Origin of the sequence: Streptomyces sp. NPDC051940, assembly GCF_040680895.1 — a bacterium.
Taxonomy (GTDB): Bacteria; Actinomycetota; Actinomycetes; order Streptomycetales; family Streptomycetaceae; genus Streptomyces.
This window is the reverse complement of record NZ_JBFAXR010000051.1, coordinates 1-12,864: the sequence shown is the minus strand read 5'-3', so window position 1 is coordinate 12,864 and position 12,864 is coordinate 1. Positions and strand designations below refer to the sequence as shown.

Annotated in this window: 13 protein-coding genes; 4 read left to right on the top strand and 9 right to left on the bottom strand. The window is 66.9% G+C overall.

All coding sequences use genetic code 11. The features are described 5' to 3' along the window. Positions 1–311 precede the first annotated feature (311 nt). Positions 312–521 (top strand): recombinase family protein, encoded by a 210-nt coding sequence (locus AB0M28_RS20670; protein WP_365406745.1) that lies wholly within the window; start codon positions 312–314, stop codon positions 519–521. Here AB0M28_RS20670 and AB0M28_RS20665 read toward each other — a convergent pair. Next, a complete protein-coding gene (locus tag AB0M28_RS20665; RefSeq protein ID WP_365406754.1) occupies positions 518–649 on the bottom strand; it encodes a hypothetical protein in 132 nt (43 codons plus the stop codon). The genes AB0M28_RS20670 and AB0M28_RS20665 overlap by 4 nt on opposite strands. Before the next feature lie 72 nt (positions 650–721). On the opposite strand from AB0M28_RS20665, the gene AB0M28_RS20660 reads away from it, so the two are divergent. The 3 genes from AB0M28_RS20660 (at position 722) to AB0M28_RS20650 (ending at position 2,103) form a co-directional block, all read left to right on the top strand. Beyond that, positions 722–994 carry a type II toxin-antitoxin system prevent-host-death family antitoxin gene (locus AB0M28_RS20660; RefSeq protein WP_365406647.1) on the top strand — a complete coding sequence of 91 codons (273 nt, stop codon included), beginning with the start codon at positions 722–724 and terminating at the stop codon, positions 992–994. Further along, positions 991–1,242, top strand: coding sequence for a type II toxin-antitoxin system RelE/ParE family toxin (locus AB0M28_RS20655; protein ID WP_365406644.1), 252 nt, complete (start codon positions 991–993; stop codon positions 1,240–1,242). Before AB0M28_RS20660 ends, AB0M28_RS20655 begins: the two co-directional genes overlap by 4 nt. Positions 1,243–1,371: 129 nt before the next feature. Then, complete coding sequence (locus AB0M28_RS20650; protein ID WP_365406641.1) at positions 1,372–2,103, top strand: aminoglycoside phosphotransferase family protein; 732 nt, start codon at positions 1,372–1,374, stop codon at positions 2,101–2,103. Positions 2,104–2,733: 630 nt separating this feature from the next. On the opposite strand, the gene AB0M28_RS20645 is transcribed toward AB0M28_RS20650, so the two are convergent. The 8 genes from AB0M28_RS20645 to AB0M28_RS20610 all read right to left on the bottom strand — a co-directional run bounded on the left by AB0M28_RS20645 (position 2,734) and on the right by AB0M28_RS20610 (position 12,363). After that, positions 2,734–3,246 carry a hypothetical protein gene (locus AB0M28_RS20645; RefSeq protein WP_365406634.1) on the bottom strand — a complete coding sequence of 171 codons (513 nt, stop codon included), beginning with the start codon at positions 3,244–3,246 and terminating at the stop codon, positions 2,734–2,736. A gap of 721 nt (positions 3,247–3,967) precedes the next feature. Then, on the bottom strand, positions 3,968–4,288 hold the full coding sequence (locus AB0M28_RS20640) for an integrase core domain-containing protein (RefSeq protein ID WP_365406631.1): 321 nt from the start codon (positions 4,286–4,288) through the stop codon (positions 3,968–3,970). Next, on the bottom strand, positions 4,269–5,468 hold the full coding sequence (locus AB0M28_RS20635; protein ID WP_365406742.1) for an IS30 family transposase: 1,200 nt from the start codon (positions 5,466–5,468) through the stop codon (positions 4,269–4,271). The genes AB0M28_RS20640 and AB0M28_RS20635 overlap by 20 nt, the downstream gene beginning before the upstream one ends. Continuing rightward, positions 5,416–6,318 (bottom strand): IS3 family transposase, encoded by a 903-nt coding sequence (locus tag AB0M28_RS20630; protein ID WP_365406628.1) that lies wholly within the window; start codon positions 6,316–6,318, stop codon positions 5,416–5,418. The genes AB0M28_RS20635 and AB0M28_RS20630 overlap by 53 nt, the downstream gene beginning before the upstream one ends. Then, positions 6,315–6,605, bottom strand: a complete 291-nt coding sequence (locus tag AB0M28_RS20625; protein ID WP_365406625.1) for a transposase — start codon at positions 6,603–6,605, stop codon at positions 6,315–6,317. Before AB0M28_RS20625 ends, AB0M28_RS20630 begins: the two co-directional genes overlap by 4 nt. 562 nt (positions 6,606–7,167) lie before the next feature. After that, positions 7,168–9,915: a hypothetical protein gene (locus AB0M28_RS20620; RefSeq protein ID WP_365406622.1), complete on the bottom strand. Its 2,748-nt coding sequence runs from the start codon at positions 9,913–9,915 to the stop codon at positions 7,168–7,170. Between the two features lie 151 nt (positions 9,916–10,066). Then, on the bottom strand, positions 10,067–11,485 hold the full coding sequence (locus AB0M28_RS20615; RefSeq protein WP_365406619.1) for a hypothetical protein: 1,419 nt from the start codon (positions 11,483–11,485) through the stop codon (positions 10,067–10,069). Between the two features lie 167 nt (positions 11,486–11,652). Beyond that, positions 11,653–12,363 (bottom strand): hypothetical protein, encoded by a 711-nt coding sequence (locus AB0M28_RS20610; RefSeq protein WP_365406616.1) that lies wholly within the window; start codon positions 12,361–12,363, stop codon positions 11,653–11,655. Between the last annotated feature and the right edge of the window lie 501 nt (positions 12,364–12,864).

The following is a 12,864-nucleotide window of genomic DNA, read 5'->3' as shown; positions in this document are numbered from 1 at the left end:
TCCGGCCAGGGTGGTGCAGTCGGTCGGCTGGCATGCCTGTGGGACGCGTTGCCGTGTGAGTTGAATGCGTACTGGTAGATGAGGTCCCGCCGTTGCGTGCAGGGGCACCACGATGCTGCGAATCTTCCTCGTCTTCCAGCGGAACTTCATGAGCCGGGCCCGGTGCCCGGACGAGTCCTCGCCTTTCAAAGGAACGAGAACGGCCAGGCCAATAGCTGTGACAGAGCAGGTCACAGCGCTGGAGGCGATCACCTGCGAATGATGGTGGATGTCCGGGTATCCACCGCGAAGCAAGCTGAGGAGGCTGCGGGCTGGAGGACCAGACCCGCAACATTCGGCGCTGGGTGCGTGAGTATGGCCACCGCCTGGTGAAGATCTTCGTGGAGAAGGTCGTCTCCAGCACCGTCGTCTCAGACGGTCGCCCAGAGCTTGCCGCCACCCTGTCCTGGACCGGAGACAAGAAGCCTGCCGGTATCGTCGCCCCGAACCTAGACCGCCTCCCCCGCGAACTCGTTGTCTAGCTGTCGGCCATGGGCGCGGCGGGCGCCGACGATTCGGCGTGGATGAGGTCGAGCTGGTGGCGGGAGCCGTCGACGAGCACCACCCACGTGCGGGCATGGCCGGGGTCGCGGGCTTCGGCTGCGGTCATCCCACGGCATCCCGTGCCGCTCCTCCCTGACCACCCGGCCCCTCCTGTGTACAGCAGCTGTACGGTAGATGCATGTCTGCTAAATATCCGATCGCCGAGGCGCGGGGGAAGCTGGGAGAGCTCGCCCGCCGGGCCGCCCAGCACGAGCACATCACCCTGACCGACCGGGGCGTGCCCGCCGCGGTGCTGGTCTCGCCGGCGGAACTCGCCGAGCTGCAGGACGCCCTCGCGATCGCCTGTCTGGAGCGCGACCGCGCGCTGGGCATCACCGCCGAGCCCGTCCCACACGCCGACGCCCGGGTGCAGCTGCTGCGAGCGGCCGGCCCCGCCGAGGGTGATCGGTGACGACCTGGTCGGTGACGTGGGAGCCGCGCGCCCTGGACGAGGCGGCCGACTACCCGAAGAACGACCCGACCAACATACGCTCCCTGCTCGCTGCGACCGACGCGCTCGCCGACGGCCCGGACGCCAAGGGCGCCCGGCCTTGGGGCACCCACCACTACCGACTGCACCGCGGCCCCTGGTGCGTGCTGTACCGGGTCGACCAGCAGGCCCTCACCATCCACATCGAGCACGTCGGCCGCAGTGACTGAACCGACGCAGCACGGGCCCGCATCGGGCCGAGAAGCCCCAGGCCAGCCCATCCGCTTGTCCTCTGACACCGAACCTTGACCGTTTGTCACTGAAGATTGACCGATGGTCCGCGCGCGAAGGGGATGGCCATGGAGAACGAAGTGCCGTTGTCCGGCGGACGCATCACTCCAGGTGTGGTCAGGGTCGGCGATACCGTCCGTCGGCCGGCCACCGCCTCGTCCGCGTTCGTCGCCGAACTGCTCGGCGACCTTCGACGGCAGGGCTTCACTGGCGCTCCCCGTCATCTCGGGTTCGACAGAGCCGGCCGCGATGTCCTCAGCTACCTCCCCGGCCGGGTGCCCGCCCGCTTCCAGCGCTGGACAGACCCCCAGGTGGCTGCCGCCGGATCCCTGCTCCGCGCATTCCACGACGCCACCCGCGCGAGTCGCCTGGCCGGTCAGCACCCCGTGGTCTGCCACCACGACCCGGGCCCGAACAACACGGTCTTCGCAGGCGAGGTCCCGGTCGCCTTCATCGACTTCGACACCGCCGCCCCCGGCGATCCGCTGGAAGACCTCGGCTACATGGCGTGGACCTGGTGCATCTCTTCCAAGCCCGACGCTCCACCCACCGCCGTCCAGGCCGCACAGGTACGCATCCTCGCCGACGCCTACGGGCTCGACGCCGCTTCCCGCTCCCGCCTCATCGAGGCCACGCTCGATCGCCAGCTGCGCAACGCCCGGTGGTGGCGCAGCCACCTCACGCGCCCGTCCCCGCACCTCGCCGACGACCACGAGATCACCGGGCGCATCCGGTGGTCCGAGCGGGAGCACACCTACACCTCGACCAACCGCACGACCTTCAACGCAGCCCTGGACTGACAATCCGGCGCTCGCCCGATCCTTCGACCTGCGCGATCAAACTTCGATGGCAGAACCCAGCGTTCGTCGTTGCTGGCACGAGTGACGAAGGGCCGTGTCATTCTCATGCCGACCACCAACTCGCGAGCGAGAACCTGCCCTTTGATGATGTCGCTCCCTTCGTACTGCGCCCATGCATCTGCAGCGGGGGAGTGGTGCATTTGCAGTCACGCAGGAACCAGACCTCCCCCGCCCGGCCGCGGCCTTCCTGGGCAATGAGGCGGGGCAAAGGGCGGGGGAGAAGTTGCGGCCGGTGCCGTCGCCGGGCGGTCGTTGTCTATGAGGTCGGCGAGGGTGTCCAGGGGTGCGGGGACGTGCGGATCGCTCCGGTGGGCGTCAGTGGTGGTGCCATCGTCGTGCTGGGCGCTACAGAGCTGGCCGCTCAAGCCGCGGGCGACGGTTCGGCCTGGTCGGCTGTGACGTCTGCAGCCGGCTCGGCACGTTGGCCTGTGCTTGACCTACTTCGTTGAGATCAGTGGCGGCCGAGGCGAGCGCACCGCATATGCGTTCGGGAGAGTCTCCCGACCATGTGGCAACCAGAGCGGATTCGGCCGCGGGTGGGGATGACTCGCTGCCCTCATCACTAGTAGGTCAGTACAGCGTGGTCAGTACCCTGGTCACCGCGCGATTGAACTCGACCTGCATCGGTTCGATCTGCGCGCCAGCCGACTTCGCTTCATCCAGGGTCCGCGCCCAGACGGACTGCCCAGCAGCGTCGCGCAGGCGCGCCGCAAGTGTGCGGAGCTCCTCGTCGAAGACACGCCCCAGGGAAGACTCGAGGCGAAGCACTGAATCCGACCAGCCCACGGCGGTCGGGGTCGCCCACTCACGTGCCGGCCAAGTGCCGGTGTCGGCCATAACGGCAAGGACTCGGTCGAGTTCGTCGTAGCACGCTTTGATCATGTCACTGACGGCCGTCTGCAGGGCGAGGACGCTCTCGCGCTGAAAGGTGTCGCGCGCGGTCTGGCGTTCACGCTCGTGCTGTTCCGTGCGGAGCGCCAGCTCGCGCTTGCCTGCGACACGCTCGCTGTAGATCGTCACCACGGCAGTGGTCAGGGATCCGAGCACGACGCCCACGAAACCAAATAGGGCTTCGGACGCCATCACACCCCCCGGATGTCGTCGCTTCGCCGAGCGTGGCCCTCGCCGGGCCCCGGCTTGTTGGGCGACCGGGCCGGCAGTGCTCCTGCTCGTACGGACCGTAGCGGATCACGGCGTCGGAGGGCCCGGAAACAGACGAAGGGCCCGGGACGCCGCTGTCGCAAGGCGGAGCCCCGGGCCCTTCGTCGAGGGCCCCCCTCGGCGGGGTGCCCAGCATCGAACGACCGGTCTAGTCCTCAGGTGTGGCGCCCAGCACCGTGCTGTGAGGGGCTGGGCCAAAGGCACGGGTCAGGAGGTCCGCGAAGCGCTCTTGGATCACGGTCTGCCGGTCGGTGAGCCATGCGATCAGCCCGTCGTCCTCGGGTGTCGCATCGGGGTGGGCCGATGTCTGTGTCCGGCCGATATGAAGCAGCATCAGTCTGCGTACGTCTGGATTGGTGAAGTAAGCGGTGTGTACCAGCCTCGGAACTCTGCATCAGCTCCTCCTTACGCACTGCGCTTACGGCCTCGGGCATCCCTTCGAGCGCCGCGGTCGCCAGCAGGGTGCGGGGCGAGGGGCCCGAGCGTTGCATTGTGTGCGGCCACGTCGCCATCGAGGTCGGCCTCGGTGTTTGCGGGCAAGCCCGGGCACTTGCGTGTGCGGTCCAAGGGCTCGCAGAGAATCAACATGTTGCTTTGATCTCGGTGGGTCTGGGCTTCGCCCCGTTACGTAGACATCCGCGAACTATGCAGCCAGGTTCAGGCTACCTGACGTGACCGAGCGCCTTTCAAACTCGACCGGGCTGATGTGGCCGAGTGCGGAATGCCGTCGGCGATTGTTGTACCAAGCCATCCACGAGAACACGGCCAGTCGGGCCTCGCAACTCCGCAGCCACCGCTCGCCGTAGAGGAGTTCCCGTTTGATGCTCGCGAAGAAGGATTCGGCCATCGCATTGTCGTAACTCGATCCGACGCGACCCATCGACCGGCGTATGCCGCGCTTCCGGCAGGCCGACGCGAAAGCCGCGGACGTGTATTGACCGGATTCAACCGGTCGTTGCAACACCGGCCTGTTGGAGCAACATTAGCTGTTCGTCGAACGCCTCGGCCGGTGTCTTCCAGCCGAGTGTCTTGCGGGGTCTGGTGTTGAGGGTGTGGGCGACGGCCTCGATCTCCTCGGCGGACCACCTCGAGAGATCGGTTCCTTTCGGGAAGTACTGGCGCAGGAGCCCGTTGGTGTTCTCATTCGTGCCGCGCTGCCACGGACTATGAGGATCGGCAAAGAACACTGGAATGCCGGTCTCGACTTTGAATTGCGCGTGCGCCGACATCTCCTTGCCTCGGTCCCAAGTCAGTGACCGTGCTAGCTGCTCGGGCAACGTCGACATGGTGCTGGCGAGTGCGTTCTTCATCGTGATCGCGCCATAACCGGCCAGCGCAGGACCGTTCTTGATCGTGTGTTTGTGCCGGTAGCCTTCCTCGCGCGGCAGGTGAATCAGCATCGTGAAGCGAGTGGACCGCTCGACGACCGTACCGATCGCGGACCGCTCCAGCCCGATGATCAGGTCCCCTTCCCAGTGGCCGGGAACGGCACGGTCCTCGGCCTCGGCAGGCCGTTCGCTGATCAACGCTTCGGGCGTCACGTGCGCCCAGGTCTTGCGACGCGAACGAGCACGCGGGGCGCGTAGCGCGCGGCCCGTGCGAAGGCACAAGATCAGCTCCCGTTTCAGTGCCCCGCGGCCCTGAATGTAAAGCGCCTGGTAGATCGCCTCGTGGCTGATGCGCATGGACTCATCATCCGGGAAGTCGAGCTTGATTCGGTTGGCGATCTGCTCCGGACTCCATGCCTGCACCCACGCGCGGTCCTTGCGGTGCGGCTTGTTCCGCCCTGTCCACTCGCCCGTCGCCGGCCCTGCGATCGCCTGGCCGCCGGGCGTGCTGATCCGTCCGGACAGTCGCTCATGGACGTATGCGTGCAACCGGGGGTTGTCGACCAGCTTTGCCGTTTTCGGGCGCCGTGCGGCCATGTCCGATTTCCACTGCGCGACCGATGCTCGGTAGTCGAGCTTCCCGCATCTGGTGGCCGCGTTGCGGCGCAGCTCACGGGAGATCGTCCCCGGATCACGGCCGACTTCCCGGGCGATTTCGCGTACGCCCTTGCCTTGGGCTTTCAGGAGCGCGATCTCCTCTCTCTCAGAGAACGACAGGTACCTGCCCGTATGCGGCTTCGGATCGAACGGTCGCATGCCGCCACACTGCCGGTACCAGCGCGTGGCCACCGCCGGCGCCACACCGATGACCCCGGCCGCTTCCTCGGCGAGAAGCCCCCTGGCGATCTCGTCCCAGAACGCCGCTTCCACGTGACGCTGATACTTCGGATGCCCCGGGGACCTCAGCTTCGGGCGTACCGCCCGATCCGCGGCCTGCTGACGACGAACCATCCAACACCTCGCTGATCACGAGGTGTTGCGACGACCGGTTGAATCCGCCTTGCGTTCCGCGGTCCGAATGGAACACGACGCCGTCCACGGACCCGCCGCGGGTGGCCACGGCGGCCTCCAGCGCGTCGACGACCAGGTCGGCGCGCATGTGCTCGGCCATCGACCAGCCCACCACCCGGCGCGAATGAATGTCGATGACCGTGGCCAGATACATCCACGTCTTCCCCACCGGCAGGTAGGTGATATCGCCGCACCAGCGCACATTGGGCGCCGGCGCGGTGAAGTCCCGCTCCAGCAGATCGGGGGCCTTCGGCGCGCGGGCATCGGGAATCGTGGTGCGCTTGCCCTTCCGCAGATGCCGACCAGAAATCCCCGCCGCCCGCATGAGACGAGCAACCCGCTTGTGGTTCACCACCGGGCCGTCCGCGCGCAACTCGCGGGTGATGCGCGGCACCCCGTACGCGCCCTTCGCCTCACCGTGTATGGCCCGGATCCGCTCCGTGAGCGCCGCCTCATCGGCCTCACGCGCCTGCCGGACCGGCGCCGCCCGACGCCACCGGTAGAAGCCCGACCGGGAAACGCCGAGAATTCTGCACAGCCGCTGTATGCCGTACTCCGAATGGTGGTCGGAGATGAATCGCCAGCGGCCGATCATCGACCCATCTCCTTCGCAAAATACTGGGCGGCCTTCCGCAGGATCTCCTTCTCCAGCTCCAGCTCCCTCACCTGCTTGCGCAACCGCTTCAGCTCGGCCCGCTCCGACGGGGTCACCACCTCACCGTCCCCACCGCCGGCCGGCCCCTCCGCCTTGCGCACCCACAACCGCAGCGACTCCGGATTGACGCCGAGCTCCCTGGCAACGGATCCGACCGTGCGGCCGGTGGACCGCACCAGCTCGACCGCGTCCCGCTTGAACTCCTCCGGATACCGGACAGCACCCACCTCGACACCTCCTTCTCGGACCCCACGATCCGATCTTCAAGAGATGTCCACAAACGAGGGCAAACCCTAGTCTGCTGTTCGCGAGGAATGTGGCAACGTCGGCGGGGGTGCGGAACCTGGCTGTCGAGGCTGGAATGGTGTGGCCGTGCTCAGCCCGGTCGAGTACGAACTCCGCCAGGCGCCGGTAGCGTAAGAAATCCAGCAAGCCAACTCCACGAAACTCGGGGCAGTCCGGAGCCTCCACCAGACCCGGAGCGGTTCAGAGTTTGTGCTGGTCAGAGGTGCGATAACCGCCACCCGGTTGGCGGTGCGGAACTGCTGTGTGGACAGCATGGCAGCCCTTGTGATCAGTGAAACGTGGACGGCCGCAGCGAACGCGTGTGATGAACGTTCCGGGTCATGGAGGCTCGATTCCCTGAGAGGATCGAGTCAGGCTCGTCCGTCTCTCTGTCCTACTGAGCTTCGTGAGTGTGCCGTGCGCTCATCCGTCCTTGGCCGGGATGTGCGGTGCTGGCTGATTGACCCCGCCGGGCATGACAGGTGAGCGCCATCGGCGTGTGTGTCAGGGCGAGGCGGTACTCGCGGGGGGTTTCGGCTGTGGGCTAGTGGCGGGAGGCTCGACCAGGTTTGTAACGAAGGGCTGCACCCCGGCGAGGACCAGAGCTGCCACTGCCGCGGCGAGTGCGGCTGCGACCGACGATGCCCAGGCGGTGAGTGAACCGAGGTTGTGCACATCCGCCAGACGTGCCCAGGGGTAGCGTGCCCGGGCCAGCGAGTCGCGATCGGCCAGCAGGCCCAGGCTCATGCAGAAGGCCAGGAGTTGAGCGACAGCAAGCGTGGTCGTGGGCCAGGTGGAACCGGTGTGTGCAACCAGTGCCGTCTCCAGCACGGTGAGTGCCACGGCCGCAGTCGTCAGCCGCATTGCTTTGGTAAGACCGCTTTGCCCGCCCAGCAGAGGGAAGAAGTACCCGAAGAACAGTCCCACGCCCGTCCACTGCAGGGCTGTGGGCAGGAGGGTGCCCACCACGGTCAGAAGCGCATAGGGGTCGCCGTGGGTCAGGCTTGCTGTTCCTGCCAGGTCGAATGCCGTCCACGGAAGTCCGAACACAAGTCCCCAGCGAGCTCCCCAGATGCCCCTGTGCCAGGGGCTGCGGCTGGCGAGCGCACCCAGCGCCCGTTCACGTGTGGTGGGCGACGATCCTCCGGTCGCCGCATCGCGGTCACGCCACGCCACAAGCTCCAGTCGGCGTATCACCCGCTGTTGTGCGGCCAGGCTGCCGCCTTCCTCTGCTGTCTTCTCGCGTGAGGTCCGCCGCGCGACATGGAGTTGGCGCCGTGCAGCGCCGGCCATGATGGTGCCGCCCAGTGCCCGACGATGGGATGCGGCATCCTGGCTCACTACCGCCGCGGCCCGGGCGACTTGCCCGGACGGCAGGAGGAACAAGCCGCCGATCACGGCCGCGAGCAGACCCCACAGGGTGGGTACCCGGTAGAAGGAGTAGGCGTTAGACAGCACGATCACGGCGACCGCGACGCCGATGGCACGGTGGCCTTGCAACTGTGCCATCGAGGCGACAGGGCCGCGCCCGATGCGGCGCAACGTGAGCACCCCGGCGGTAACCAGGAGCAGTGCCAGCAGCCCGTCGACTCCCTGAGCGAAGGAGACGAACAGCTCCCAGCCGGTGTACGAGTAGTCCGCCTGATACCACGGCACGGTAAGAGCGAGAGCGGCTGGCGCCAGCCCGATAAGGTTGCGCCGACCGAGAGGGCGCCCGGTCACGGTTTGGAACCACAGTGAGGCCAGGCAGAGGAGTGCTGTAGCACCCGCCAGCAGCAGGAGTACCCAGCGCAACGCCCACGGAATGTAGCCGAAGTAGTGGTGGTAGGTCGCCAATCCGGCCACGACGACCGCGCAGATGACGAGATTGCCCAGAGGAGGGGGCGGGGGGCCGTCGGGGGCGCGGATTACACGCAGAAGGGGGCGTGCCAAGCCGGTAAGAACGGCGAGGGCGGCCAGAGTGCCCCCGTACAGAGTGAGGGCGCCGACAGCTGTCTCGGCCAGGCCGCTCGGGAATGGACCGGCTGTCGCAACGAGCACGGCGCAGCCTAGGAGGAGGATCAGCCACGGCAGACCCCACATTGAAGTGATCCATGCTCGCTTCGGGGCGAGAAGGGCTGGCCTCGTACGGCGGATGGCACTCGGAAGCAGTGTCCCGGCGGCGGTGAGGAGAAGGACAGTCATGCCGTCGACGCCGACGTTCCTGTCCGGTGACCAGGGCAACCAAGAGTCCGCAAACTGGAAGAAGGCCCCATCCGCATTGAACGCGAGCTGGACGGGGTAGTCGAACTGAGCCGTGAGCACCACAGCGACCGACAGGTGAACGGCCAAGACCAGCCCGGTGAGACGCACATACCGACCCCACTGGGGACGTCGGTTCAACGGCCGGAAGGCTTTAGCGTGTCCTGCGAGGAGGAGCAGCATCCAGGGAAAGGCTCCCAGGAGCATGCTCGCGCACGCACCCCATCCTGTGACAACTGCCTGTCCCACAGGTTCTGCCCGTTTCCACCAGGCGGGCGTGGTCAGGGCTGTGTCGACGATGTCTGCGCGCGGCTGCGAGGAGCCCAAGGTTACAGTCCAGAGCTTCCCGTCCCCAGGGAGACGAGCCGTCAGCTTCGTGCCGTCCACCTTTGTCCCCGCCCGGGGCATGCGCGAGGCAATGACCACCCGCTCGGTGGCGGTCACGGCCAGGTTGGTCGGGTAGCGGGCCGGGCTGACTTCCACCTTTACCGCGGCCGCCGACCGCATTCCGCCCCACCCGTAGGGGGCAGGGCTGCCGGTTAGGGCGACCACCACCTCACCATCGCCGCCAGGCCTCATGGTCGGAGCGCCCCAGGCGACGTACACGTTGGCAAAAGCAATGCTGCCGACAACTTCATAGACAAACTCGTCCGGACGGCGAGCCGCCTCGCCCCTACGTACCGCATCGGCTACCGGCCCGTTGGCCGGCAGGGTTACTGCCACGCTGGCTTCAAGCAGCCGCTTCCGTTCCTTGACGTCGATCTGGACGGTTGTGCTTGACGCGCCGCCTTCCTGCCCGCTGTCTTGCTGGCGGAGCGCCTTCTCCCACACACAGGAGGTCTGGGAGTCTCTCGCCATCCAGTGGCTGTTCCGATCCTCACAGGGGGTCACCACCAGGGTGGGTGACAGCATCTGTTGGATATCGACGACAAGCGCACCGGCCACTGCGAGGACTAGAAGCCCCACCAGGGCTGTCGCCTTACCGATCAACTGTCGAGCGATGCCACCCACGCCCACAATCCCCCCTGGATGACGCGTGCTGACCGAACACTAACCTCCACTGAGGCAGACCCACCTGCCGGATCACCCGCCTGTTGGGCCCGGTCGGATTGGTGTGAGGCTCGGCACGGCGAGGTAGGAGACGGCAGGTGCGCAGCCGCAGTCATTCCGGCGCGGGGACTGGGGTCTGGGCCGGGCGGGCGGTGCTGGAGTCCTCGGAGTTCGGCTCGGCAGTGGGGGCGAGGAGGCCGGTACCGGTGGCGATCTCGTTGAACGGGTTCTCGTAGGGCCGTAGCTCTTCGAGGAAGGCCCGCCAGATCGCGTCGCGCTCGGGACCCAGGTGGGCTGTGTCCTGATACAAGTCCACCAGGTAGCGAGTCATGCCACGGCCCCAGCACTGATTGTTGTCGTACCAGGCCCGTAGTACGTCGGTGAGGTCACTTAGGCTCAGCAGAGCGGCGCAGGGGAGAACTGCCGTGCGTGCCACGTACTTTCCCTGATCGAAGCCGCCTACATCCGTCAGCAGCGTCGGTAGGTGGGCTGTGTAGTACTGGTCCGGACGCAGCCCGATCACTTGCGCTCGATGGCTGGCATGCAGCGCTGCGAAGGCATCCTCGAGGGCGGGCAGGCTGGCGCGGATTTCGGGGTGCGTCACCAGGGACAAGGCGCGGGCCTCGTCCGGCGTGAGCCGTCCTACCTGGTCGCTCCGCCCAATTGCACCCAGTCGGGTGTTGAACAGGGTGCGCAGGGGGCCCGGCAGTGGGCCCCAGAAGGCAGGAAGATTGCCGAGTCGTGCCAGTGCTGCCAGCTGGACGGTCGGATCGGCCTCCACCAGGCGATCCATGTGAGCCTTCAGCGCCTGGGTGACGGTGTCGGCGTCGCGCTCGGCGAAGTGGCGAAGGCAGCGGCCCATCCGGTCGGCGAGCTCCGCCGGAGAGATCGTCACCCTGTCATCTGCGATCTGCAGCAACGCAAACTTGGCGGCGAAGCCGACGACTTTGGACCGGACAGAGGGGCGTACCCGATCGAAGAATGCGTAGCTCAGATACTGCTGGTCGAAGGTGAAGTTCGGATCGGCGACGTGGGTGCAAAAGCTTGTCACGACCGTGCGACCCTGGCTGGGCGGATGTATCAAGACCGCGTCCAGGGCCGCCACCAGGTGGGCGCGGGCATACTCGGGCGTCGGCTCGTAGAGCTCGCCGAACAGCCGTAGCGACGGATGGGCGGCCACGTTCCGGTCTTCGCGGAGCCGCTGCAGCTGCGTCTTTTGGGTGCGGTCGATGAGCTCCAGCTTCTCCGCGGTCTCGAGGATTGCCCCTTCCACCTCCAGCATGATCGACACAGCTTTGGGCTCGGCGGGTTGTTGCGCGCGCTCGACATCGGCGACGAGCGCGCGGGCGTCCGGCTCGTTCTCGTCGGCCAGGATCTGAGCTTTGTGGATCAGGTCGGCGCATACGGCTGTCCAGGTCAGCACAATGGCCGCCCGCGTCGAGCCAGTGGCATAGCAACGGTGCGCCTCGAGTACCAGGGGGCGGACATCGGGGTTGAACACCCGGTTGACGCGGTCCTCCAAGTCGAGCATGGATACTTCGTCCTCCCCGGCTTACGCCTGCAGTCACACGTGGTGTCGCTGAGGCTACCCGGCACTGTCGGATGTGGTGTCGACGCGCCTACTGCAGAGGCAAGTCGGGCCAGCGACAGTGGGCGGATGCGCACGCTTCGCTCAGGATCGGCTGGCCACGAGGTCATTCAAGGTGAGCTTGACGCGGCCCCGCGCGTCGGGCGCAGCCAGCAGGGCAGCCAGGACGAGGTGGATGGAGAACAGCTTCTCCTGGGCGGTGTTGGTGGGCGCATCGTAGGCCAGCAAGGAGCCACCGGGGCACGACATGGCAGATCCACTGGCCCTCGGCGAGCGCTCACGTTGTAGAGCAGGTCCGCCGCGTACCCATCTCTTGTGTGCAGCACGTTGAGCTGGTTACTGATGCGCTCCAGCGTACTGTGCACGCGTTCCTTGATGGACTCCTGGGTCTCTGCAAGGGCCTGGCGTGACTCCTCGACGAGATCGTGGAGGTAGGTCTGCTCGTCCTCTCGCTCCTGCCTTTTCACCTCCACCTGCTCCCGAGCTCCCGCGTCCCGCTCCTCGTACTCATCCAGCCACGTCTTCAGCGTGGTCAGCGAGCCACGGAAGATGATGTCGTGCGGATCGTGGGTGTGCGCCTCGTGATGCCGCAGGGCGTCGGCAATCTCCACGGTGGCCACACCGGTGGTTGCCGTGTCTGCGGCCAGCCGCGTCAGCGCTGCCGTCAGCCGGGACCGGCTCTCGCTGCGAAGATCCGCACAGGTGCGGACCTCGGGCGGGTGCTCCGTGTCTCGCGGAACGACGGCGTGGGAGCTGATGCCGTCGGCTGGCTCCGCGCCTGGCTCATCCTCGGGCAGGCAGCTCCAGTTGAGCTCCTCCAAAGCCTCCTCATCAGAGCCTGTCCAGATCATCCGAGCCCGGTCGGTGCTCGGCCCCCTGCGGAGCTCCTTCAACGTCTCCTTCCTCTGCCTCGCCTGCGCGACCACTCCTCCCGTCCGGCGACCATCCCGGCCCGCACCGCGGAGGACATCGCCGACCTGGTGGAGGCGCTGCGTAGGGGCCAAGCACGGGCCCGCCCGTCTCGCGGCCGATCTTCAGCCTCTGCACGGCGTCACGGTCGCGCCGGCCGCCGTGCATCGCATCCTGGGGTGTTCACGAGTGCGTCTGATCAGTTGCAATGCGAGGGCTTGAGGATCATTACCCGTTCGCCCGGTGATCGTTGCCCATGGTGGGCCCTGACCGAGCGCACGGTGAACGAGATCGCAGCAGCCCTTCGGCAGGCAAGGTGACTTCATGCGCCGGCCGTGTGGGCATACACGCGGAGTGGGTCGAGGTGTAGTTCGTGGGGTCCGAGGCAGTCCGCCGCCAGGGTGGCCACGAGT

What these genes read in the sequence shown, in the direction of transcription:
- AB0M28_RS20665 (WP_365406754.1), bottom strand. Translation starts at nt 649, where the DNA reads ATGACCGCAGCCGAAGCCCGCGACCCCGGCCATGCCCGCACGTGGGTG.
- AB0M28_RS20660 (WP_365406647.1), top strand. Translation starts at nt 722, where the DNA reads ATGTCTGCTAAATATCCGATCGCCGAGGCGCGGGGGAAGCTGGGAGAG.
- AB0M28_RS20650 (WP_365406641.1), top strand. Translation starts at nt 1,372, where the DNA reads ATGGAGAACGAAGTGCCGTTGTCCGGCGGACGCATCACTCCAGGTGTG.
- AB0M28_RS20645 (WP_365406634.1), bottom strand. Translation starts at nt 3,246, where the DNA reads ATGGCGTCCGAAGCCCTATTTGGTTTCGTGGGCGTCGTGCTCGGATCC.
- AB0M28_RS20635 (WP_365406742.1), bottom strand. Translation starts at nt 5,468, where the DNA reads ATGCGACCGTTCGATCCGAAGCCGCATACGGGCAGGTACCTGTCGTTC.
- AB0M28_RS20630 (WP_365406628.1), bottom strand. Translation starts at nt 6,318, where the DNA reads ATGATCGGCCGCTGGCGATTCATCTCCGACCACCATTCGGAGTACGGC.
- AB0M28_RS20615 (WP_365406619.1), bottom strand. Translation starts at nt 11,485, where the DNA reads ATGCTCGACTTGGAGGACCGCGTCAACCGGGTGTTCAACCCCGATGTC.